Source organism: Marinovum sp. (genome assembly GCF_034669705.1).
In the GTDB taxonomy this organism is placed as follows: Bacteria; Pseudomonadota; Alphaproteobacteria; order Rhodobacterales; family Rhodobacteraceae; genus Marinovum.
Genome location: NZ_JAXMOR010000046.1, coordinates 1 through 23,214, shown reverse-complemented (window position 1 = coordinate 23,214; position 23,214 = coordinate 1). Strand labels below are relative to the sequence as shown.

Below are 23,214 nucleotides of genomic sequence, written 5' to 3'. Positions count from 1 at the left end.
AACAGAAGAAGCAGGGGATGCGCCAAGGCTTGAGGCCGGGGCGCATTTTCTTTATCGCCGGTGCAGCAATCAGTGAGGCCCACGCCATGAAATTTCTCGATCTCGCCAAGGTCTATATCCGTTCCGGCGCCGGTGGCGGCGGCGCGGTCTCGTTCCGGCGCGAGAAGTACATCGAATACGGCGGGCCGGACGGCGGCGATGGCGGCTCCGGCGGCTCGGTGATCATCGAGGCGGTCGAGGGGCTGAACACGCTGATCGATTTCCGCTACCAGCAGCATTTCTTTGCCAAGAACGGCCAGCCCGGCATGGGCAAGCAGCGCACCGGCAAGGATGGCGACGACATCATCCTGCGCGTACCCGTCGGCACCGAGGTGCTCGACGAGGACGAGGAGACGGTGGTCGCCGAGCTGATGGAGGTGGGCGAGCAGATCGTGCTGGCCCGCGGCGGCAATGGCGGTTTCGGCAACCTGCATTTCAAGAGCGCAACCAACCAGGCGCCGCGCCGCGCCAATCCCGGCCAGCCCGGGGTCGAGCGCACGATCTGGCTGCGGCTCAAGCTGATCGCCGACGCCGGCCTTCTGGGGCTGCCCAATGCCGGCAAGTCGACCTTCCTCGCCGCCACCTCCAACGCCCGGCCGAAGATCGCGGATTACCCCTTCACCACGCTGCATCCCAACCTCGGGGTGGTGGGGGTCGATGGCGCCGAGTTCGTCGTCGCCGACATTCCCGGGCTTATCGAGGGCGCGCATGAAGGCCGCGGCATCGGCGACCGCTTTCTGGGCCACGTCGAGCGCTGCTCGGTGCTGTTGCATCTGGTCGACGGCACCTCAGAGACCGTGGCCGAGGATTACCGCACCATCATCACCGAGCTCGAGGCCTATGGCGGCCATCTTGCTGACAAGCCCCGGGTGACCGTGCTCAACAAGATCGACGCGCTCGATGACGAGGAACGCGCCGCGGCCAAATCCGCGCTCGAGGCAGAGGCCGGCGGGCCGGTGATGCTGATGTCCGGCGTGGCGCGCGACGGGGTGACCGAGGTGCTGCGCGCGCTGAGGGCCGAGATCTCGGAGGACAAGCTGCGGCAGAAGGCGCAGGACGAGGAGCCCGAGACGTGGCGCCCCTGAGCGAGGCCCGCCGCATCGTCATCAAGATCGGCTCGGCGCTCTTGGTGGACAGGGCCACCGGCACGCTCAAGGCCGACTGGCTGCGCGCCCTTGCCGAGGACGTGGCCTGGCTCAAGACCCGGGCCGACGTGATCCTGGTCTCGTCGGGCTCGATCGCCCTGGGGCGCGGCGCGCTGGGGTTGGGACTGTTGGAACTGGCGCTGGAGCAATCGCAGGCTGCCGCCGCGGTGGGCCAGATTCGGCTGGCGCGGGCCTATGAGGAGGCGCTGGCGCCGCACGGGCTGACCACCGCGCAGGTGCTGGTGACGCTCGAGGATTCCGCCGACCGGCGGCGCTATCTCAATTCCCGCGCGACGCTGGAGACGCTGATCTCGCTCGGCGCGGTGCCGATCGTCAACGAGAACGACACCGTGGCCACCGACGAGATCCGCTATGGCGACAACGACCGGATGGCCGCTCAGATCGCCGCAACGGTGGGCGCCGACGTGCTGGTTCTGCTGTCGGATGTCGACGGGTTCTACAGCGCCAACCCCGCGCTCGACCCGACCGCGCGGCGCTACGAGGTGATCGAGGAGATTACCCCGGAGATCGAGGCGATGGCCGGCGATGCCGGATCGGGCCTGTCCAAGGGTGGCATGAAGACCAAGCTGATGGCGGCCAAGACTGCAACGGCGGCGGGCTGTGCCATGGCGATCACCCATGGCGAGACCCTGCGGCCGCTTCAGGCGCTGGAGAACGGCGCCAATGCCACCTGGTTCACCGCGCATATCGACCCGCAGGCTGCCCGCAAACGCTGGATTGCGGCGATGAAGCCGCGCGGTGAGGTCACGCTTGACGCCGGCGCCGTGCTGGCGTTGCAGGCCGGCCGCAGCCTGTTGCCCGCCGGGGTGAGTCAGGTGCGCGGCAGCTATGGCCGCGGCGATCCGGTGGCGATCCTCGACACGGCCGGACACGTTCTGGGGCAGGGGCTGACGCGCTATACCGCGGCCGAGACCCGCACCATCAAGGGCCACCGCTCCGACGAGATCGAGGCCCTGCTGGGCTACCCGGGCCGCGCGGTGCTGATCCACCGCGATGACATGGCCCTGTGATCCAGGATTTCTTCTGGCTGTAAATATCCCCGCCGGAGGCTTAAAGTCTCTGCACCCCCGCCCAACAAAGGCATTCGACATGAAAGATCTCGCAGACATCCCCGCCCTGATGGCCGATATCGGCGCCCGTGCCAAAGCTGCCAGTGCCGAGCTCGCCTATGCCCCGTCAGCGGCCAAGGAAGCCGCGCTGAATGCCGCTGCCGACAGGGTCTGGGCCGCGCGCGAGGCGATCATCGCCGCCAATGGCAAGGACATGGACTACGGCCGCGAGAAGGGGCTGAGCCCGGCGATGCTCGACCGGCTTTTGCTCGACGAGACCCGCATTCGCGGCATCGTCGATGGCCTGCGCGCGGTGGCGGGCCAGGACGATCCGGTGGGCGCGGTGCTCGAGGCATGGGACCGGCCCACTGGGCTGCACATCCGCCGGGTGCGCACGCCGCTGGGCGTGGTCGGCGTGATCTATGAGAGCCGTCCCAACGTGACGGCCGATGCCGGCGCGCTCTGCCTCAAGGCCGGCAACGCGGTGATCCTGCGCGGCGGCTCCGAGAGCTTCCATTCCTCCGGTGCGATCCACGCGGCGATGGTCGAGGGGGTGACTTCGGCCGGGCTGCCGGCGGACGCGATCCAGCTGGTGCCGACCCGAGACCGGGCGGCGGTGAGCGAGATGCTGACGATGACCGATTTCATCGACGTCATCGTGCCGCGGGGTGGCAAGGGGCTGGTGGGTCTGGTGCAGCGCGAGGCGCGGGTGCCGGTGTTCGCGCATCTCGAGGGCATCGTGCATGTCTATCTCGACAAGGCCGCCGATCCGGTCAAGGCGCTCGATGTTGTTCTCAACGCCAAGACCCGGCGGACGGGGATTTGCGGCGCGGCGGAGTGCCTTCTGGTGCATCGCGATGTGGTCGACACGATCGGCCAGGGGGTGATCCGGGCGCTGATCGATGCCGGTGTCGAGGTGCGCGCCGATGAGACCCTGCAGAAGATCGAGGGCACGGTGGCCGCGTCGGACGGGGACTGGGGCAAGGAGTATCTCGATTCCATCCTCGCGGCGAAGGTGGTCGATGATCTTGACGCGGCAATCGCCCATATCCGCGCCTTCAGCTCGAGCCACACCGAATGCATCCTCACCGAGGATGATGCCGCCGCCGAGCGGTTCTTCCAGCGGGTCGACAGCGCCATCCTGATGCGCAACGCCTCGACCCAGTTCGCCGATGGCGGCGAGTTCGGCATGGGCGCCGAGATCGGCATCGCCACCGGCAAGATGCACGCCCGCGGCCCGGTGGGCGCGGCGCAGCTGACCAGCTTCAAGTACCTGGTTGAGGGCGACGGCACCACCCGGGCCTGAGCCGGAGCAGGCCCCAGGGGCGCGCGTCACACGGTCAGCGTCAGCCGCCCCTTGGCCTCTTCCACCGCCGGTCGCCGGCCAAGCTCGCGCGCGAGCAGCGGCAGCAGAACGAATTGCACGTGGTTCGGCGCCACCACCGGCTCTTCGGCCTCTGGCGCTGGCGAGACGGCGATCCGTTCCATCTGCTGCCAATGCGCCGGGTCGGGCGCGATCCGCTCCGACAGGCCAGTGACCGACCAGTGACCGGGCTGGTACTCGATGCAGATCTCGCCACCGCGCGGCAGGGCGGCCTCGACGCATTGCGTCGCCAGCAGGGCCATCTGCACCTCGCGCCGGGGCAGGTCGCCGCCGGGGATCCATTCGTAGCTGACCCGCCCGGCATCGCCGAGCGCCGCCAGCACCGACACCACCTCGTTGCGCGACACCAGCGCATTGTCCGACGCCGCGCCAAAGGCGATGCGGAAGAAGCGGATGCGGGCGCTGGCGTAGTCGCAGCTGTCGGTGACCAGCGCCAGTTCCGGCCCGCCGCTGCGGGCGCCGCCCAGCGACATCAGCTCGAGCCCGTTGGCAATCGCGCCCACCGGCGAAATCAGGTCATGGCAGATGCGCGAGGCTATCAGGGAGGCGAGCTTTGCCGTATAGGGGATCATCAAAATACTCCGGAGGTGCCACGGATGACCGACATGAATGCCTTGCTTGAACCGGGAAACCTGGTGCGCCATCCGGATCGTCCGGACTGGGGCGTCGGGCAGGTGCAATCGAATATCGCTGGCAAGATCACAGTGAATTTCCGTGAAGCTGGTAAGGTTGTCATAGATGGCAACAGGATCGCGCTGGACCCCGTCTTCGAGGGCTAGGCTACAAGGGCTTTGGTTAACGCCTTCTTAAGCACGGCGCGGCAGGGCGGCGCAATGGGCCGGTGCCGCGTTGTCTTTGCGCGCCCCGGGCAGTATGGATCGCGCGACGGTCAAGCGAAGCGGGACAGCCATGAGCACACCGGAGTTTTCTGTCAGGCTAGCGGAGACGGAGGCCGAGATCCGTGCCGCCCAGGCGCTGCGGTACCAGGTCTTTGTCGAGGAGCTGGGCGGCGGCGGCGCCCTTGTCGATCACGAGGCCGGGCTCGAAAAGGACCGGTTCGATCCCTATTTCGACCACCTGCTGCTCTATGATACGGCGCGCGAGGCCGGCGCGGTCGTGGGGGTCTATCGGGTGCTGCGCGACGATCAGGCGGCGGCGATCGGCGAGTTCTACTCCGATGGCGAATATGATCTCTCGCCGCTGCGCGCCTCCGGCCGGCGATTGATGGAGCTTGGCCGCTCCTGCCTGCATCCCGACTATCGCGGTGGCGCGGCGATGTTCCACCTCTGGCAGGCGCTGGCCGATTACGTGGCGCGGCACGGCATCGAGGTGCTGTTCGGCGTGGCCTCGTTTCACGGCACCGATGCGGCGCGGCTGGCGCAGCCCCTGTCCTCGCTCCATCACAACCATCTGGCGCCGGAGCCGCTGCGGGTGCGGGCCCGGTCCGGACGGTATCAGCGGATGGACCTGCTGCCCGCCGGGCAGATCGACCGCAAGCAGGCGATGCTGCAGACCCCGGCGCTGATCAAGGCCTACCTGCGGCTCGGCGGCACGGTGGGCGAGGGCGCCTGGATCGACCATGAGTTCAACACCACCGATGTCTGCCTGGTGATGGACACGGCGCGGATGAACGCCCGCCAGCGCCAGCTTTATGCCGGCGCCGGGGCGCGGCGATGACGCCGACCTGGTCTGACGCGGCGCCGCCGCCCGATCTGGCCCGGCCGCGCGGTCTGCGCGACTGGCTGCGGGTGGTCCGGCGCGGCGTGCCGATCCTGCTGGTGCTGGGTTTCGGCCTCGCGGCCCTGATGCTGGTGCGGCTGGTGGAATGGCCGCTCTGCGGCGCGCGCCGGCCGGTCTCGCCCCATGTCACGGTTTGGGTCTGCCGCGCGGTGCTGCGCCTGCTGGGACTGCGCAGCCGGCTGCACGGCCAGCCGATGCGCGATCCCGGCGCCTTTGTCGCCAACCATGCCTCCTGGCTCGACATCTTCGTGCTGAACGCCGCGCGCGACGTCTATTTCGTCTCCAAGGCCGAGGTGGCGGGCTGGCCCGGCATCGGCCTGCTGGCGCGGGCGACCGGCACTGTCTTCATCTCGCGCGACAGGCGCGAGGCACGGGCGCAGACCGAGCTGTTTCGCAGCCGCCTCATGGGCCGTCACCACCTGCTGTTTTTCCCTGAAGGCACCTCGACCGACGGGCTGCGGGTGCTGCCCTTCAAGCCGACGCTCTTTGCCGCCTGTTTCGACCCAGAGCTGCGCGACGAGATCTCGGTGCAGCCGGTGACGCTGGTCTATCATCCGCCCGAGGGCGTCGACCGGCGGTTCTATGGCTGGTGGGGCGAGATGGGCTTTGGCGCGCATCTGATGGCGATGCTGGTGGCGAAGCGTCACGGATCGGCGGAGGTGATCTTTCACGACGCGCTGCAGGTGGCGGATTTCACCGATCGCAAAGGGCTGGCCCGGCAATTGGAAGAGACGGTGCGGGCAGCGCATGCGGCGCGGGTGCGAGGCTAGTTTCGCCGTGCCTGCGCACGTCGACGGGGGGCGGGGCTGCGCCCCGCCGGTCTGAGATGGGGGCTTGGCCCGGAAGTCTTGAGATGGGGGGCTTTGCCGCGCAGGTTTTTCAAGTGGCGGACCTTGTCCGCAGGTTATTCGAATGGGGGCTTTGCCCGCAGGTTCTTTAAATTGGGAGGCATTGCCCGCAGGTTCTTTAAATTGGGGGGCTTTGCCCCCCGGGGGCCTGCGGCCTCCCCCCAGAACTATTGTTGGTCCAAAGAAGGGCTGGACCTTGGTTTGGTCTGGGTGGGGGTCAGCCCTGCATCGCGGTGAGGAAGGTGCGGGCTTGGGCGGCAGGGTCCTCGGCGGTCCAGATTTCCTCGCCGAGGCCGAAGAAATCGGTCATCGGGGCGAGTTCGCGGATCAGGTCGGCGTCAAGTGCGCCCTCGGCCACCACTGGCAGTTCAATCATCTTGGACCACCAGTCGAACAGCTCGGCCTCGGCCAGGGCGCCGTCGCCAAGCGCGCTGGCGCCGACCGGGCCGAAACAGACGTAATCGGCACCGGCCTCGCCGCCGGACATGCCGTCATGGCGCGACGTGCCGGCGTGCAGGCCGACGATCGCATCCTCGCCCAGGGTCTTGCGCGCGGCGCGGACGCTGTGGCTGTCCTTGAGATGGACCCCGTCGAGGCCCAGACGCTCGGCCAGCAGCACGTGGGATTCGATCACCATGGCGATGTCGCGGCGATGGGTGATCTCGCGCAGCATGTCGGCGGACCGGGCGATGCGATCCTCGTCGTGGCTGGCCATGGCGAGCCGCAGGCAGGCCACCGGCACGGCATCAAGCACCTGTTCCAACTCCTTGCCGAAGCTCGACAATTCAAAACTGGCTGGGGTGATCAGGTAGATTTGCGGGTGCTCGATCTCGGCCATTTCGGGCTCCATTCAGGTGGCTTGGCTCCCTATAGCGGCAAATTCCGGCCTTGACCATGTCCTCGGAGAGCGGGGGCCGCAGATCGCGCGAAGGCCTGTCGTGACCGGTTCTTCCGGGGCGGTCAGGGGAGAAGAGCTTCATGCCTCCGGCGGGAGTTTAGCGGGCAAGATGAAGCAGGGGAATTGCGCTTTTGTCAGGAGCGCCGTAACAGAGCGGCCATGAATGAGAGCAACATATACCGCCCGCAGCCCGCCATGGTCCTGGTCCGCCCGCAAATGGGCGAGAACATCGGCGGCGCCGCCAGGGCGATGTGGAACTTCGGGCTGGAGCGGATGCGGGTGGTGGCGCCGCGCGACGGCTGGCCGAACCAGAAGGCGGTGGCCATGGCGAGCGGCGCCGGGCGGCTGCTGGACGAGGCCGGGCATTTCCAGACCACGGCCGAGGCGGTGGGCGATTGCTCTTTCGTCTTTGCCACCACGGCGCGGCAGCGCGGGCTGACCAAGCCGGTGGTGAGCCCGGAACGCGCGATGCAGATGGCGGCCGAAAAGATCGCCGCCGGCGAGAAGGTGGCGGTGCTCTTCGGGCCGGAACGCGCCGGGCTCGAGAATGACGATATCGCGCTGGCCAATGCGATCATCTCGGTGCCGGTGAACCCGGAGTTCGCCTCGCTCAACCTGGCGCAATGCGTGCTGCTCACCGCCTATGAATGGCGCCGCGCCAGCGCGGAGATCACCCATGAGACCGTCGAGATGGCCAAGACCGACTGGGCCAGCGGCATCGAGATGGAGAAGCTGGCCGAGCATTACGAAGAGCGGCTGGAGACGGCCGGGTTCTTCTTTCCCGAGACCAAGGCCGAGGGCATGAAGATCAACCTGCGCAACCTCTGGAGCCGGATGCGGCTGACCCGCGCCGATGTGCAGATGCTGCACGGGGTGATGCGGCAGATGGTGCGCTGGAAGGAAAACGCAGAGCGGTCTTCGCGCGACTGATCGCGCCCGTCCCTGCGGCAAAGGGTGGCGGTTGAAGCCCCCCGGGGCGCGCACTACTGTCCGCCTCAAACGGAGACTCCCATGGCAGAGAAACGCAAACTGTTCGAAGAGGTGGGCGCCACCAAGCGCCCCGAGACCGCGGCCCGGACCGGGATGATCGACAGCGGCCGGCGCGGTGCGCGGGGCGCGATCCGGGTCTGGCTGATGGCGCTTTTTGCCCTTGTGATGGCGATGATCGTGGTCGGTGGGCTGACCCGGCTGACCGACAGCGGCCTGTCGATCACCGAGTGGAAACCGGTGACCGGGGCGCTGCCGCCGCTGTCGGCCCCCGAGTGGGAGTCCGCCTTCGAGAAGTACAAGGCGATCCCGGAATACCAGTTGCAGAACAAGGGGATGACACTCTCGGAGTTCAAGGTGATCTACTGGTGGGAATGGGGCCATCGGCAGCTTGGCCGGTTTGTCGGGCTGGTCTGGGGCCTGGGGTTCCTGGGCTTTCTCGCGCTGCGGAAGATCCCGCCGGGCTGGACCGGGCGGCTGCTCATTCCCGGCGTGCTGGGGGGGCTGCAGGGCGCGGTCGGCTGGTGGATGGTGTCGTCGGGACTGACCGGCACCATGCTCGACGTGGCAAGCTACCGTCTGGCGACGCACCTGGGGCTGGCCTTCGTCATCCTCGGGGTGCTGGCCTGGTATATCTTCCTGCTGGGCTGCGAGGAGCGCGAGCTGATGCAATGCCGCCGCAACCGCGAGGCCAAGCTGTTCCGCATGTCGACCGGGCTCATGCATTTCGCCTTTCTGCAGATCCTGATCGGTGCGCTGGTGGCGGGGATCGATGCCGGGCGCAACTACACTGACTGGCCGCTGATGGCAGGCGGATTCTTTCCGCCATTCCCGTTCGAGATCGAGCCGCTCTGGCGCAACTTCTTCGAGAATGACGGGCTGGTGCAGTTCCTGCACCGGATGGCGGGCTACCTGCTGGCGGTCTTTGGCGTCGTCGTTTGGCTGCGCGCGCGCAAGTCGCCCAATGGCAAGACCCGCTTCGCCTTCAACGCCGTGCTGGCGATGATGGCGCTGCAGGTGGTGTTGGGGATTGTCACCGTGCTCTATTCGGCGCAGCTGCATATTGCGATCACTCACCAGCTGGGCGCGGTGGTGCTTTGGGTGCTGATCCTGCGGGCGCGTTTCATTGCCGGCTATCCGACCGCCGACAGTCTTCGGGGGAGCGTCAGATGAGTGCCTATGATGCGTTGATGACGTATCAGCGCCAGACCGAGGCGCTGGCGCAGGTCGCCGGCCGGCTGGGCTGGGATCAGGAGACGATGATGCCACCGGGCGCTGCCGCGCAGCGCGGCGAGGAGCTGGGGGCGATGGAAGAGATGCTGCACGCGCGGCGCACCGCACCGGAGGTCGGCCAATGGCTGGCGGCGGTCGAGGATGCGACGCTGGATGCGGTGGGGCAGGCGCAAATGCGCCACATCCGCCGCAACTACGAGCGCGCGGTGCGGGTGCCGGGGGCGCTGGCGGCGCGGATTGCGCGGACCACCTCGGTGGCCTTCGGCACATGGGCGCGGGCGCGCGAGGCCGAGGACTTTGCCGCCTTCGCCCCGGTGCTGGCAGAGATTGTCGCGCTGCGCCGCGAGGAGGCGGCGCATATCGCCGGCGAGACCGACCCCTATGACGCACTGCTGCAGGGCTATGAGCCGGGCGCCACCGGAGACGGTGTGGCGGCGCTGTTTGATGATTTGCGGCCCGGGCTGGTGGCGCTGCGGGCGGCGGTGCTGGATCGACCGGCGCCCGAGCCGGTCTCCGGCAGTTTCGACCCGGCGCTGCAAATGGCGCTGTCTCGCCGGCTGGCCGAGGTCTTCGGCTACGACGTCACCCGGGGCCGGATCGACAAGGCGGTGCACCCGTTCAGCTCCGGCAGCGGGTCGGATGTGCGAATCACCACGCGGACAGCCGAGGACGATCCGTTCAATTGTCTCTATTCCACCATCCACGAGGTCGGCCATGCCTGCTACGAGCAGGGCATCGAGGCCGCCTATGCGCTGAGCCCGTTGGGGCAGGGCGTGTCGCTGGGGGTGCATGAGAGCCAGAGCCGGATCTACGAGAACCAGCTCGGCCGCAGCCGGGCGTTCTGTCACTGGCTTTATGGCCAGATGCGCGATGCCTTTGGCGATCTCGGCGTGGCGGATGAAAAGGCCTTCTACAAGGCGGTCAACCGGGTGCAGCGTGGCTTTATCCGGACCGAGGCCGACGAAGTGCAGTACAACCTCCACATCATGCTGCGGTTTGATCTGGAGCGCGACATGGCGCGCGGCACGCTTGAGGTGGCCGACCTGGAAGAGGCCTGGAACGCGCGGTTTGCGCAGGATTTCGGCTATTCGGTCGACAAACCCTCGAACGGTGTGCTGCAGGATGTGCATTGGGCCGCCGGCCTGCTGGGCTATTTCCCGACCTATGCGTTGGGCAATGTCTATGCGGGCTGCCTGTACCGGGCGCTGCAGGACGATGTGGCCGGGCTCGACGATCAACTGGCTCAGGGGGATCTTTCCGGTGCGACCAGCTGGCTGCATGCCAGGGTGCAGCGCCATGGCGGTCTTTATGAGCCCCGCGCCGTGATCGAACAGGCCTGCGGCTTCACCCCGTCAGAGGCACCACTGCTGGCCTATCTCGAGCAGAAATTTGCCGATCTCTACGACCTCTGAGAGCCGGCCCGTCGCGCGCTCAGAGCGCGCTTATGATGGCCGTGAACGGCGCGGCAGGACGCTCGGGCGGCGACGAGACGCCCGTCATTTGCGCCTTGGAGTCAGAATGTTGGTGCAAAAGCTCAAAAAAGTGTAATGTTGTTGCACAGGGACCACGATCAATGGGAGACGACAGCACTATGAAAAAGTTATTTCTATCAGCGGGTGTCATTATGAGCCTTGCCGGCCCGGCACTGGCCCAGGGCGTGGCACCGGGGCCAAGCCCCGACCCGAACTTTCCGGTATACGCGGAAGCCAACGGAATCCAGTACTGGTGCCGCGCCAATCTGACCACGCTTGCAGACGGCACTCCGGCACGGTCGTGCCGCAGAGTGAGCTCGTTTCAAGGGGGTGGTGGTGCCGGTGGCGCCGCGGCGGCCGGCTTGGGGCTGACGTTGCTCGGCCTCGCCGTGTTTGGAGACAATGGCGGCGGCTCGAGCTCGGGTACCGACTGACCTCGCATACCGAAATCTGATATTGCCACCGCCCGACATCGTGCCGGGCGGTGGCCTGTCGGTCAGGCGGCTGCCGGGATCGATCTGCGGCTCAGCGCTGCGTCAACCGACCAGGCTGCGGGACCGGCCAGCGCCAGCGCCAGGTAACCGCCGCCGAGGGCGAGGTTCTTCATGAAGATGGTCATTTGCATCTGATCGGCCGGCACGAAGTGGTAAAGCACACCTGCCGCGACCGAGAAAACGCCGAGCGCGAGCGCCGCCAGCCGGGTCTGAAACCCGATCAAGAGCGCCAGGCCGCCGAAAATCTCCAGCAAGATCACCGGCCAGGCGAGAAAGCCGGGCACGCCGCCAGAGGCCATGTAGCCGGCAAAGCCCTGCACGTCGCCAAGCTTGCCGAAACCGGCAAGGATGAACATCGCGCCAAGGAGGATGCGGGCGACAAGCAGGCCCGCGTTTTGTACTGTAGGGGTCATGAGAAAGTCCTTCCGAGTTTCTGACGGAAGAATTAAGCATGTGCGCATTTGCGAGCAATTCGGTCAAATTTCACAGGTCATGTGCGAAAACGCAAAGCTAAAAGTCCTTGGCGGCGCGCTCGACCTTGTCCTCGTCTTGCCCAATGGGGGGGCCAGGCGCGCCCACTTACCCTGCCTGATGAAACTTGAATTTGCCTGCCAATTCAAAGCAGCAACCAACGGACATTTGTTTGACATAAGGATCTGCAATCGCGCGCACTCTGTTGCGGGACAGGTCACCAAATCACCTTAGAAAGCGGGAACTTCGGCTAGTCGCGACTTTCGACAGTCAATGTAGCTTGTGAGCTTCACTTCTTAAGTCTCTGAAATAAAGAGGAAGACTGTGGTTTAACCAGTGCTCCGCTCAACCTGACACAAATAAGCATATTGAATTTGATAGACTGATGAAACGACACTCGAGTTCGGGATTTCAAAAATATCGGAGTTTGGGAGCCGGTTGAGACGGATATACAGGCGACAGGAACCAGCCGAGCCGTTACGCGACCCGCCCGCAATGAAATCTCTTCTGTATTTAGCCAGTATACTTCTCGGCCCCTCGTCTTCTCGGCCTGTTCGTCTTCGGCGATTGCCCAGCCAAATGGCGCCGGCCCGGGAACCGACTACCCGGATTTAATGATCCTTGACGATAAAGAATACTGTTGCAGGACAACGCCGATACCGATTGCAGATGGTCAAGGTCGATCATCCTGCACAGGATAGGTCCAGCCCAATAATTCCTGAAGCGGGGGTTCTCGGCGGGATTGTTTTTCTATTCGCCCTGGCCCTCGGTGGCAGCGGCAATTCCGGCAGCGGCACACGATAGAAGGCGTCTGCGGCGAAAGATTCAGGACGAAGAACGACGGACCGACTGTCGCTTTGCGCGCGACGCGGATTTTGGCCCTGTTCGAAAAACCAGCCACGCTGGTCCTGTCCATGCCATCGGATACCAATCAAAGGGCTGCCATGAGGCATCAGCCCTGCAGGCCGGAATTGGTTTGCGCGGGGTGAACCTCCGCAAGGAACGCGAAAAAGAAATCAATCAAAAAGGGAGAGAGAAGCTCATGAAGTCGCTATTGCTTATTGCCTGTCTGCTCGCCGGTCTGTCCGGCGCGGCAGCGGCACAAGAGATTTTCCAACAAGGGGGAGGTGCCCCGCAAGGGGCCGGTCCGGGGACCAACTATCCGCTGTTTCTCCAGCGAAACGGAGTTGATCTCTGGTGTGAGGCCACGCTGATAGTCCAGAATGGCCAGGCCGCCCGGCGCTGCCGACGGGCTGACTCCTTTCCCGCAAACCCACCGCCTCAGGTGGTGATACCGCCCGGTGCGGGCCCCGGCACCGACTATCCCAATATCGTCCAACGCGACGGCATCATTTGGTGGTGCAGGCCAGAGCAGCCTGGTCAGCAGTTCCTGGCCTGCCGACGGGCGATATCGTTCAGCAGAGGGCCCGGGCAAGCCCCGTTGGTACTTGGCATCGTCGGGCTTCTGGCCGCATTTGGGGCCAACAACGGGGGCAGCTCAAGCTCCGGCACCCGATAACGCCTCATCCCGATAACACCTGACAAGGCCGGACCGTTCAGTCCGGCCTTCTTCGCGTTGATCACTCTTCCGGTGCGTCGTCCTCGGCCTGTTCGGCGATCCAGGCCACGCTGACCACTTCCTCGCCCTTGCCGGTGTTGAACACCCGCACCCCGCCGGCACTGCGCGAGCGGAAGGAGATACCGTCCACCGGCACCCGGATCGACTGCCCGCGCGAGGTGGCCAGCATGATCTGATCGTCGAGATCGACCGGGAAGGAGGCGACCAGCGGCCCGCCGCGCATCGCCTTGTCCATCGCGGCCACGCCCTGGCCGCCACGGCCGCGTACCGGGTAGTCATGGCTCGACGACAGCTTGCCGGTGCCCTTGGCGGTGATCGTCAGGATCAGGTTCTCGGCCGCCGACATCTCGGCGTAGCGCTCCTGCGACAGCGCACCGGGGGTGGCGGTCTCTTCGTCCTCGTTCTCGGCCTCGTCGGTCAGCCCGGCGACGGCGCGGCGCATCTTGAGATAGGCGGCACGCTCCTCGGATTCCGCCTCGAAATGCCGGATCACCGACATCGAGACCACCTTGTCGCCATTGTTGAGCCGGATGCCGCGCACGCCCACCGAGTTGCGCGAGTTGAACACCCGCACGTCGGTGGTCGGGAAACGGATGGCACGGCCGGAGTTGGTGACCAACATGACGTCATCGTCCTCGGAACAGATCCGGGCATTGATCAGCGACATGCCCTCGTTCTCGTCATCGAACTTCATGGCGATCTTGCCGTTGGACTTCACATTGGTGAAATCCGACAGCCGGTTGCGCCGCACGGTGCCCTTGTCGGTGGCAAAGACGATCTGCAGGTCGTTCCACTCATCCTCGTCACGGTCAACCGGCATGATGGCGGCAATCGAGACGCCGGTCGGGATCGGCAGGATATTGACGATCGCCTTGCCCTTCGAGGTCCGCCCGCCCAGCGGTAACCGCCAGGTCTTGAGCTTGTAGGCCATGCCGTCGGTGGTAAAGAACAGAAGCTGCGTATGGGTGTTGGCGACGAACAGCGTGGTGACCACGTCGTCATCCTTGAGCGCCCCCCCGGACAGCCCCTTGCCACCGCGTTTCTGCGAGCGGAAGTCGGCCAGCGGCGTGCGCTTGATATAGCCGCCCTGGGTGACCGTCACGACCATGTCCTCGCGCTCGATCAGGTCCTCGTCGTCCATGTCACCGGCCCAGTCGGTGATCTCGGTCCGGCGCGGCACGGCGAACTGCTCCTTCACCTCGGTCAGCTCGTCCGAGATGATGGTCATGATCCGCTCGCGCGACGACAGGATATCGAGGTAGTCCTTGATCTTTGCCGCCAGCTCCTCGAGCTCGTCGGTGATCTCCTTGACGCCGAGCTGGGTCAGGCGCTGCAGCCGCAGCTCGAGGATGGCGCGAGCCTGCGCCTCTGACAGGTTGTAGGTGCCGTCATCGTTGATGGTGTGGGTCGGATCGTCGATCAGGCGGATGAAGGGCGCGATCTCCTTGGCCGGCCAGCGCCGGGTCATCAGCTTTTCGCGCGCCTCGGGGGCATCGGCCGAGGCGCGGATCGTCGCCACCACCTCGTCGACATTCGACACCGCCACCGCCAGACCACACAGGATATGGCTGCGCTCACGCGCCTTGCGCAGCAGGTAGGCGGTGCGCCGCGCCACCACGTCCTCGCGGAAATCGAGGAAGGAGGTGAGGAAGGCGCGCAGGGTCAGCTGCTCGGGCCGACCGCCGTTGAGCGCCAGCATGTTGCAGCCGAAATAGGTCTGCATCGGGGTGAAGCGGAACAGCTGGTTCAGCACCACTTCGGCGGTGGCATCGCGCTTGAGCTCGACCACGACGCGCACGCCGTTGCGGTCGCTCTCGTCCTGCACATGGGCGATGCCCTCGATGCGCTTCTCGCGGGCGGCCTCGGCGATCTTCTCGATCATCGCCGCCTTGTTCACCTGATAGGGGATCTCGTCGACGACGATGGCATAGCGGTCCTTGCGGATCTCCTCGACCCGGGTCTTGGCCCGGACGATGACGCTGCCACGACCTTCAAGATAGGCCTTGCGCGCGCCGGAGCGGCCGAGGATCAGCCCGCCGGTGGGGAAATCCGGGGCCGGGATATACTGGATCAGCTGCTCCGACGTCAGGTCGGCATCCTCGATCAGCGCCAGGCAGGCATCGATCACCTCGCCCAGGTTGTGCGGCGGGATGTTGGTGGCCATGCCGACGGCAATACCGCCGGCGCCGTTGACCAGCATGTTGGGAAAGCGCGCCGGCAGGACGGTGGGCTCGCGGTCCTTGCCGTCGTAATTGTCTTGGAAGTCGACGGTTTCCTTGTCGATATCGGCCAGCAGAAAGGCCGCCGGCTTGTCCATCCGCACCTCGGTATAGCGCATGGCGGCGGCGTTATCGCCATCCATCGAGCCGAAGTTGCCTTGCCCGTCCAGAAGCGGCAGCGACATCGAGAAATCCTGCGCCATCCGCACCAGAGCGTCATAGATCGCGCTGTCGCCGTGCGGGTGGTATTTCCCCATGACGTCGCCGACCGGCCGGGCCGACTTGCGATAGGGCTTGTCGTAACTGTTGCCGGTTTCATGCATCGCGTAAAGAATGCGCCGATGCACAGGTTTCAGCCCGTCGCGCAGATCCGGGATCGCGCGGGACACGATGACCGACATCGCATAGTCGAGATAGGCCGACTGCATCTCGTCCGTGATCGAGACCGTGGGGCCATGATGCTCGGGACGGTCCGGCTTTTGTTCTTCGTTCTCAGGAGGTTGGGGCGTGTCGCTCACGTCGTCTTCACCGCTTTTTGTCGGTTTCTATATATAGTTGAGGCAGACTATATCAGAGACAGGATATGGGGTGCAATCCTTGGTTTCCGGCGATTTGGCAGCCGTCACGTCAGGTGGCCAACAGCTTGTTTTCATTGATTTTCAATTAATTTCTGCGACGATTCCCAAACAGCGATAAAAGACGAGGTTCAAGATGCAGATGTCGGAGACCGAAATGATGCTGCGCGGATACGGGCTGACCACCGCGGAGTTCTTCTACCGCATGCCGGATTACACCCATGTGCTCAACAGCTATGTCTGGCAGGAGTATGACACCGCGCCGGATCATCCCAGGCTCTTTCGCTTCATCGAGTTCTGGCAGGACGAGATCGAGGGGCCGCTGCATTCGGTGCGTTTCTCGCACCGCAAGATGCTGGCCTCCGGCGACTGGCAGAACGTGGTGGGCGAGTTCACCTATCACTGAGGCTTGCGCCGGCGGGGCCGTCGCGCGGATGGGGGCTCTGCCCCCCGCCTTCGGCGCCCCCCGGAGGTTTATCTGGCAAGATGAAGCAGGAGCGGATCCCCCCGCTTCTTCTGTTCACAAATACCCTCGGGGGAGTCGCCAAAGGCGGCGGGGGCAGAGCCCCCATCTGCGCCGGTTCAGGGGATGATACGGGTGTATTTCACGCCTTCGAGCGTCGCACCCACCCGCAGGCCGGCCTGACCGAAGATCACCGCGATGATCGGCGCCAGCGAGGTGGTTGTCTCGGCGCTCAGGTTGCCGCCGCTGTCGGGAATGGCATAGGTCGCGCCTGCACCGGCGGCAAAGCCGGGCGAGCGGCGGAAATTCTGCAACGCCGCGTCGGTCATGAAGAACAGCACATGGGCATATTGCTGCGCGCCGATCTGCAGCCCGGTCGAGAGCTTGGTCATGGCATAGTAGTCCACCGTCGCGCCATTGATCCGCATTGCGCCGCGGCCATAGCCGCCACCAAGGCCCAGCCCCGCTTCGGTCACCAGCGGCATGATCAACATGCCGACGGATTTCTCGGCCACGTCGCGGGTGCCGGGAAAATCGGCATAGAGCTGCGCCAGGGTGCTGTCGACGCGGGCGTCGATGGTGGCCGGGCCGCGCGAACCGACGCCATTGCCGCAGGCGGCCAGCGTGGTGGCGGCAAGGCCGGAAAACACGAAGGATCGTCGGGGAATCTGGGTCATCTTGGGGTCTCTGCTCGCAATTGCCTCGGGATGCCGGTCTTGTCGCCGGTCGCGCGCAGTATAGGCGCAACCGGCTGCGCTGTCACGACGCGAAAGCCGGGCCGGCCCGTCGCGGCGGAGCAGCGCCAATCAGCCGTTGAGCAGTCGTGCCGCCTCTGGCGCGAAATAGGTCAGCACCCCGTCGCAGCCGGCGCGCTTGAAGCCCATAAGGCTCTCCAGCATCGCCGCCTCGCCGTCGATCCAGCCGTTGAGCGCCGCGCCGCGGATCATCGCGTATTCGCCCGAGACCTGATAGGCGTAAGTCGGCGCGCCGAAGCGGTCCTTCACCCGGCGGCAGATATCGAGATAGGGCATGCCGGGCTTGATCATCACCATGTCGGCGCCCTCAGAAAGATCGCGCTCGACCAGCCGCAGCGCCTCGTTGGCATTGGCCGGGTCCATCTGATAGCTCTTCTTGTCGCCCTTGAGCGCGCCGGAGGCGCCCACCGCATCGCGGAACGGGCCGTAAAACGCGCTGGCGTATTTCGCCGCATAGCTCAAGAGCGCCACGTTGTGGTGGCCGCCGGCCTCGAGTGCGGAGCGGATCGCGCCGATGCGGCCGTCCATCATGTCGGAGGGGCCGATGATGTCGGCCCCGGCCTCGGCCTGTGACAGCGCCTGTTTCACCAGCGCCTCGACGGTGGCGTCATTGACCACCTCGCCCTCCACCACGAAGCCATCGTGACCGGTGATGTTGTAGGGGTCGAGCGCCACGTCGGTCATCACCGCCATCTCAGGCACCGCCGCCTTGATCGCGCGGGTGGCGCGGTTCGACAGGTTCTCGGGGTTCCAGGCCTCGGCGCAATCCTCGGTCTTGAGGGTCGGGTCGGTATAGGGAAACAGGCAGATCGCGGGGATCCCCAGCGCATGCGCCTCGCGCGCGGCCTGCGCCACCAGGTCGACCGAGCGCCGCACCACGCCGGGCATCGAGGCCACCGGCTCCTCGATCCCCTCGCCGTCGCGGACAAAGATCGGCCAGATGAAATCGCCAGGCGTCAGCGTGTTTTCCCGCACCAGGTCGCGCAGCGCGGCGCTCTTGCGGGTGCGGCGGAGGCGGGTGGCGGGATAGGGGGCGAGGGTCATGGCATTCTCCGGAAATCTGCCCCGTAAGTGCCAAGCCTGTTGCGCCAAGTCCAGCCCGAAGAGGGGCCGAGAGGGTCCGAGGAGGCGGCCTCTGGGCAATGCCGGGAGCTTGCGGTAAGGAGGCAAAACAGGCCTCAGGGGAGCACGCGGTGAACGATCTGCAACTCGTCATTCTGGAACATATCGACATGCGGTCCTTCTCGAACCTTTGGTTCTGGATCGCTTTGGCGGTGATGTGGTCGACGGCGAGCCATTGGGTGATCGGCGTGCCCTTCGACATGGTGACCCATGCCCGCAAGCACGGCGGTCAGGCGCAGGCCGATCTCGAGGACCTGGTGCGGATCCACACCACCCGCCTGCTTTATATCGGCGCGGTCGCCGGCATCTGGCTGCTGGGGCTGGCCTCGTTCCTGCTCAGCGGGCTGGCGGTGCTGGGGTTTTTCTACTGGGTCGAGTTCGCCCAGGCGGTGTTCCTGCTGGTCTTCCCGATGAGTCTCGTCGGTCTTCTCAGCCTGTCCACCGCCCGCCGCATCACCGAGATGGGCCTGCACGGCGAGGCACTGCAGCGCCGGCTGACGCGCCACAGGTTCTATGTCCAGGTGATCGGCGTGCTGTCGATCTTTGTCACCGCCATGTGGGGCATGTACCAGAATTTCTCGGTCCAGGTCCTGGGCCATTGAGCCCCGGCCATTGACCTGCTCCTTCCGCTGCCCCATGTGAGACGCCATGCCCGATCCCCAGACCCGTATCATCGGCGGCGCGCCGGAAGGATTTGACGCCCGACTGATCCTCGACGAGGCCGCAAAGAGCGACGGCCCGGTGCTGCATATTGCCCGCGATGACAAGCGGCTGGCCGCGATGCAATCGGCGCTCTCGTTTTTTGCGCCCGAGATGCCGGTGCTGACCTTTCCGGCCTGGGATTGCCTGCCCTATGACCGGGTCTCGCCGCATGCCGATATCTCTGCCGCACGGATGGCGACGCTCGCCGGGCTGGTGCATGGCATGCCGCGGCAGTTCGTGCTGCTGACCACGCTCAACGCCGCCAGCCAGAAGATCCCCGCCCGAGAAGTGCTGCGCGAGGCCGCCTTTACCGCCCGCGTCGGCAACCGGATCGACGAGAAGGGGCTGCGCGACTTCCTGGTGCGGATGGGCTTTGTCCAGGCGCCCACGGTGATGGAGCCCGGCGACTACGCGGTGCGCGGCGGCATCATCGACATCTATCCCCCGGGCGAGGGCGGGCCGGTGCGGCTCGACCTCTTCGGCGACACGCTCGACGGCGCGCGGCGCTTTGACCCGGTCAGCCAGCGAACCACGGAAAAGCTCGACATGGTCGAGCTGGCCCCGGTCTCCGAGGTGATCCTAGACGAGGCGGCGATCACCCGCTTCCGGCAGAACTACCGCATCGAGTTCGGCGCCGCAGGCAGCGACGATCCGCTCTACGAGGCGATCAGCGCCGGCCGCAAGCACCAGGGAGCCGAGCATTGGCTGGGCTTCTTTCACGACCGGCTCGAGACGCTGTTTGACTACCTGCCCAAGGCCACGATCACCCAGGACGATCAGGTGACGCCGACGCGGCTGGCGCGCTGGGAAATGATCGAGGATCAATACGAGACCCGCAAGATCGCCATGGCCAGCAAGGCGCGGATGGACACCGTCTACAAGCCCGCGCCGCCCGAGACGCTCTATCTCGACGAGGCCGCCTGGGACGCGGCGGTGGCCGGGCGCAGGCTGTTGCAGTTCCACCCGCTGGCGCAGGCCTCGGGCCCCGGGGTAAGCGATGCCGGCGGCCGCATCGGGCGCAATTTCGCGCCGGAGCGTCAGCAGGAAAACATCAGCCTCTTCGGGGCCTTGGCCGATCACATCAAGGCAAAGCTTGAACGTGGCCCGGTGGTCGTCGCCTCCTATTCCGAGGGCGCGCGCGAGCGGCTCTCCGGGTTGATCGAGGACGAGGGGCTGGCCGAGACGATCCATGTCAGGGACGCCCGCAACGTCGGCAAACGCGGGTTGCACCTGGCGGTCTGGGCGCTGGAACATGGCTTCGAGGCCCCCGGCCTGACGGTGATCTCGGAGCAGGACGTGCTGGGTGACCGTCTGATCCGGTCGCCGAAGAAAAAGCGCCGGGCCGAGAACTTCCTGACCGAGACCCAATCGCTCAGCCCCGGCGATCTGGTGGTACATGTCGACCATGGCATCGGCCGCTATCTCGGCCTCGAGGTGATCACCGCCGCCGGTGCCGCGCATGAATGCCTGACGCTGGAATATGCCGAGGCCTCGAAGCTCTACCTCCCGGTCGAGAACATCGAGCTTTTGTCGAAATACGGCCATGACGCCGGCCTGCTCGACAAGCTGGGCGGCGGCGCCTGGCAGGCAAAGAAGGCGGCGTTGAAAGAGCGCATCCGCGAGATGGCCGAGCGGCTGATCCGCGTTGCCGCCGAGCGGGCGCTGCGCAAGGCGCCGGTGATGGACCCGCCGCATGGTGCCTATGAGGATTTCTCGGCGCGCTTTCCCTATGAGGAGACCGACGACCAGCTGCGCGCCATTGGCGACGTGATGGACGACATGCACTCCGGCCAGCCGATGGACCGGCTGATCTGCGGCGACGTCGGTTTCGGCAAGACCGAGGTGGCGATGCGCGCCGCCTTCGTGGCCGCCATGTCCGGCATGCAGGTGGCGGTGATCGCGCCGACCACGCTCTTGGCGCGGCAGCACTACAAGAGCTTCGCCGAGCGGTTCCGCGGCTTTCCGGTCAACGTGCGGCCGCTGTCGCGCTTTGTCTCGGCCCGCGATGCCGCGCTCACCCGCGACGGCATTTCCAAGGGCACGGCCGATGTCGTCATCGGCACCCACGCGCTTTTGGCCAAGTCGGTGCGGTTCCAGAACCTCGGGCTGCTGATCATCGACGAGGAGCAGCATTTCGGCGTCAGCCACAAGGAGCGGCTGAAACAGCTGCGCACCGACATCCACGTGCTGACGCTCACCGCGACTCCGATCCCGCGCACCCTGCAGCTGTCGCTCTCGGGCGTGCGCGACCTGTCGATCATCGGCACGCCGCCGGTCGACCGGCTGGCGATCCGCACCTATGTCAGCGAATTCGACGCGGTCACCGTGCGCGAGGCGCTTTTGCGCGAGCATTACCGCGGCGGCCAGAGCTTCTACGTGGTGCCGCGGGTCAGCGACCTGCCCGAAATCGAGCAGTTCCTCAAGGACCAGGTGCCAGAGGTGTCCTACGTGGTGGCGCATGGCCAGATGGCGGCGGGCGAGCTCGACGACAAGATGAATGCCTTCTACGACGGCAAATACGACGTGCTGGTGGCCACGACCATCGTGGAGTCGGGCCTCGACATCCCGACCGCCAACACCATGGTGGTGCACCGCGCCGACATGTTCGGCCTGTCGCAGCTCTATCAGATCCGCGGCCGGGTGGGGCGCTCGAAGACCCGCGCCTATGCCTATCTGACCACCAAACCGCGCGCCAAGCTGACCGCCACCGCCGAGAAACGCCTGCGGGTGCTGGGCTCGCTCGACACGCTGGGCGCCGGCTTCACCCTGGCCTCACAGGACCTCGACATTCGCGGCGCCGGCAATCTCTTGGGCGAAGAGCAGTCGGGCCAGATGCGGGACGTGGGCTACGAGCTCTACCAGTCGATGCTGGAGGAGGCGATTGCCAAGATCCGCTCGGGCGAGATGGAGGGGCTCAGCGAGGCTGACGATCAGTGGGCGCCGCAGATCAACCTCGGCGTGCCGGTCCTGATCCCAGAGGCTTTCGTGCCCGATCTCGACGTGCGGCTGGGGCTCTATCGCCGGCTCAGCGGGCTGACCACCAAGGTCGAGCTCGAGGGCTTTGCCGCCGAGTTGATCGACCGGTTCGGGAAATTGCCGAAGGAGGTCAACACCTTGCTTCTGGTGGTGCGGATCAAGGCGATGTGCAAGCGCGCCGGGATTGCCAAGCTCGACGGCGGGCCGAAGGGGGCGACAATCCAGTTCCACAACGACAAGTTCGCCTCGCCACAGGGGCTGGTCGACTTCATCAAGGACCAGCGCGGGCTGGCCAAGGTGAAGGACAACAAGATCGTCATCCGCCGCGACTGGACCAGCGACGCCGACAAGATCAAGGGCGCCTTTGCCATTGCCCGCGACCTTGCGGAGAAGGTGGTGGCGGAGAAGAAGAAACGGAAGGCCAAGGCCTGAGGTTGTTCTGGCTGCGCGTTGGTGGCGTGGCTGGCGTGGAGGTCCCGGGTCAAGCCCGGGACGGCGTGGTCGCGATTTGCACGGCGTTAGCCTGAATGCCGACATGGAACCGTGAAGGGCGGCGCCGTTGCGCCGCCCCATGGGGGCGGGTCGGCGCAGCCCGGCCTGCGACCGGGCGGGTGGGTCGTGGCGGGCGTCTCGGGGTTTGAGGGGCAGGGCTTGCGCTGGCGTTGAGGTTGCCGGATCAGGTCCGGGACGGCGGCCTTTTGACGTCAGGCCAGCGCCACCTCACGCGCGCCCCGGCCCCCGAGCCGGGGCCTCTTGGTCTTGCATGAGCGGAGGCCCGCGGCGAGCGCCATGAACGCCGGCATGGAACCGTGAAGGGCTGCGCCGTCCTGTGGGGCGGCGCCGTTGCGCCGCCCCATGGGGGCGGGTCGGCGCAGCCCGGCCTGCGGCCGGGCAGGAGGTTAGTGGCAGGCGTTTCGGAAAATGAGGGGCAGGGCTTGCTTGCTGACGTTGAGGTCCCTGTCTAACCAGTTTTCTGTATAATGGAGGTGCGGACGGCATCCCGTGAGGTCCCTGGGCAAGAGCCCGTGTGCCGGATTGGGAG

At 65.9% G+C, this 23,214-nt stretch carries 19 protein-coding genes; 13 read left to right on the top strand and 6 right to left on the bottom strand.

What is annotated here, in order from left to right; all coding sequences use genetic code 11:
• Positions 1 to 86: 86 nt before the first annotated feature.
• From obgE to VOI27_RS21505, 3 genes are all read left to right on the top strand, one after another.
• Positions 87 to 1,124 (top strand): GTPase ObgE, encoded by a 1,038-nt coding sequence (obgE, locus tag VOI27_RS21515; protein ID WP_323768437.1) that lies wholly within the window; start codon positions 87 to 89, stop codon positions 1,122 to 1,124.
• Positions 1,112 to 2,215 carry a glutamate 5-kinase gene (gene proB / locus VOI27_RS21510; RefSeq protein ID WP_323768435.1) on the top strand — a complete coding sequence of 368 codons (1,104 nt, stop codon included), beginning with the start codon at positions 1,112 to 1,114 and terminating at the stop codon, positions 2,213 to 2,215. Before obgE ends, proB begins: the two co-directional genes overlap by 13 nt.
• Positions 2,216 to 2,294: 79 nt before the next feature.
• Positions 2,295 to 3,560, top strand: coding sequence for a glutamate-5-semialdehyde dehydrogenase (locus VOI27_RS21505; protein WP_323768433.1), 1,266 nt, complete (start codon positions 2,295 to 2,297; stop codon positions 3,558 to 3,560).
• A 26-nt stretch (positions 3,561 to 3,586) separates the two neighbouring features.
• Here the strand turns inward: VOI27_RS21505 and VOI27_RS21500 are convergent, their stop codons facing one another.
• The gene (locus tag VOI27_RS21500; protein WP_323768431.1) at positions 3,587 to 4,210 is read right to left on the bottom strand and encodes a histidine phosphotransferase family protein; all 624 of its coding nucleotides are present in this window, start codon (positions 4,208 to 4,210) and stop codon (positions 3,587 to 3,589) included.
• Between the two features lie 24 nt (positions 4,211 to 4,234).
• Between VOI27_RS21500 and VOI27_RS21495 the strand changes: the two genes are divergently transcribed.
• From VOI27_RS21495 to VOI27_RS21485, 3 genes are all read left to right on the top strand, one after another.
• The gene (locus tag VOI27_RS21495) at positions 4,235 to 4,417 is read left to right on the top strand and encodes a DUF3553 domain-containing protein (RefSeq protein WP_323768429.1); all 183 of its coding nucleotides are present in this window, start codon (positions 4,235 to 4,237) and stop codon (positions 4,415 to 4,417) included.
• Positions 4,418 to 4,547: 130 nt separating this feature from the next.
• On the top strand, positions 4,548 to 5,315 hold the full coding sequence (locus VOI27_RS21490) for a GNAT family N-acetyltransferase (protein ID WP_323768427.1): 768 nt from the start codon (positions 4,548 to 4,550) through the stop codon (positions 5,313 to 5,315).
• Entirely contained in the window at positions 5,312 to 6,148 is an 837-nt protein-coding gene (locus VOI27_RS21485; RefSeq protein WP_323768425.1) for a lysophospholipid acyltransferase family protein, read from the top strand. Before VOI27_RS21490 ends, VOI27_RS21485 begins: the two co-directional genes overlap by 4 nt.
• A 295-nt stretch (positions 6,149 to 6,443) precedes the next feature.
• On the opposite strand, the gene VOI27_RS21480 is transcribed toward VOI27_RS21485, so the two are convergent.
• A complete protein-coding gene (locus tag VOI27_RS21480; RefSeq protein ID WP_323768423.1) occupies positions 6,444 to 7,064 on the bottom strand; it encodes a thiamine phosphate synthase in 621 nt (206 codons plus the stop codon).
• 219 nt (positions 7,065 to 7,283) lie between these two features.
• On the opposite strand from VOI27_RS21480, the gene VOI27_RS21475 reads away from it, so the two are divergent.
• From VOI27_RS21475 to VOI27_RS21465, 3 genes are all read left to right on the top strand, one after another.
• The gene (locus VOI27_RS21475) at positions 7,284 to 8,054 is read left to right on the top strand and encodes an RNA methyltransferase (protein WP_323768421.1); all 771 of its coding nucleotides are present in this window, start codon (positions 7,284 to 7,286) and stop codon (positions 8,052 to 8,054) included.
• A gap of 81 nt (positions 8,055 to 8,135) precedes the next feature.
• Complete coding sequence (gene ctaA, locus VOI27_RS21470) at positions 8,136 to 9,284, top strand: heme A synthase (protein ID WP_323768419.1); 1,149 nt, start codon at positions 8,136 to 8,138, stop codon at positions 9,282 to 9,284.
• Positions 9,281 to 10,756, top strand: a complete 1,476-nt coding sequence (locus tag VOI27_RS21465; protein ID WP_323768417.1) for a carboxypeptidase M32 — start codon at positions 9,281 to 9,283, stop codon at positions 10,754 to 10,756. The genes ctaA and VOI27_RS21465 overlap by 4 nt, the downstream gene beginning before the upstream one ends.
• A gap of 556 nt (positions 10,757 to 11,312) precedes the next feature.
• Here VOI27_RS21465 and VOI27_RS21460 read toward each other — a convergent pair.
• Positions 11,313 to 11,723, bottom strand: coding sequence for a DoxX family protein (locus VOI27_RS21460; RefSeq protein WP_323768415.1), 411 nt, complete (start codon positions 11,721 to 11,723; stop codon positions 11,313 to 11,315).
• 800 nt (positions 11,724 to 12,523) lie between these two features.
• Here VOI27_RS21460 and VOI27_RS21455 point away from each other — a divergent pair.
• Positions 12,524 to 13,300 (top strand): hypothetical protein, encoded by a 777-nt coding sequence (locus VOI27_RS21455; RefSeq protein WP_323768413.1) that lies wholly within the window; start codon positions 12,524 to 12,526, stop codon positions 13,298 to 13,300.
• Between the two features lie 61 nt (positions 13,301 to 13,361).
• Here the strand turns inward: VOI27_RS21455 and gyrA are convergent, their stop codons facing one another.
• Positions 13,362 to 16,097: a DNA gyrase subunit A gene (gyrA, locus tag VOI27_RS21450; RefSeq protein ID WP_323768411.1), complete on the bottom strand. Its 2,736-nt coding sequence runs from the start codon at positions 16,095 to 16,097 to the stop codon at positions 13,362 to 13,364.
• A 193-nt stretch (positions 16,098 to 16,290) separates the two neighbouring features.
• Here gyrA and VOI27_RS21445 point away from each other — a divergent pair, with 193 nt between their 5' ends.
• Positions 16,291 to 16,560 (top strand): usg protein, encoded by a 270-nt coding sequence (locus VOI27_RS21445; protein WP_323768409.1) that lies wholly within the window; start codon positions 16,291 to 16,293, stop codon positions 16,558 to 16,560.
• A gap of 176 nt (positions 16,561 to 16,736) precedes the next feature.
• On the opposite strand, the gene VOI27_RS21440 is transcribed toward VOI27_RS21445, so the two are convergent.
• Positions 16,737 to 17,294, bottom strand: coding sequence for a YSC84-related protein (locus VOI27_RS21440; protein WP_323768407.1), 558 nt, complete (start codon positions 17,292 to 17,294; stop codon positions 16,737 to 16,739).
• A gap of 129 nt (positions 17,295 to 17,423) precedes the next feature.
• Positions 17,424 to 18,416 (bottom strand): porphobilinogen synthase, encoded by a 993-nt coding sequence (hemB, locus tag VOI27_RS21435; RefSeq protein WP_323768405.1) that lies wholly within the window; start codon positions 18,414 to 18,416, stop codon positions 17,424 to 17,426.
• Between the two features lie 188 nt (positions 18,417 to 18,604).
• Here hemB and VOI27_RS21430 point away from each other — a divergent pair, with 188 nt between their 5' ends.
• Both VOI27_RS21430 and mfd read left to right on the top strand, forming a co-directional pair.
• Entirely contained in the window at positions 18,605 to 19,096 is a 492-nt protein-coding gene (locus tag VOI27_RS21430; RefSeq protein ID WP_323768455.1) for a component of SufBCD complex, read from the top strand.
• Between the two features lie 46 nt (positions 19,097 to 19,142).
• The gene (gene mfd / locus VOI27_RS21425) at positions 19,143 to 22,604 is read left to right on the top strand and encodes a transcription-repair coupling factor (protein WP_323768403.1); all 3,462 of its coding nucleotides are present in this window, start codon (positions 19,143 to 19,145) and stop codon (positions 22,602 to 22,604) included.
• Positions 22,605 to 23,214: the final 610 nt, after the last annotated feature.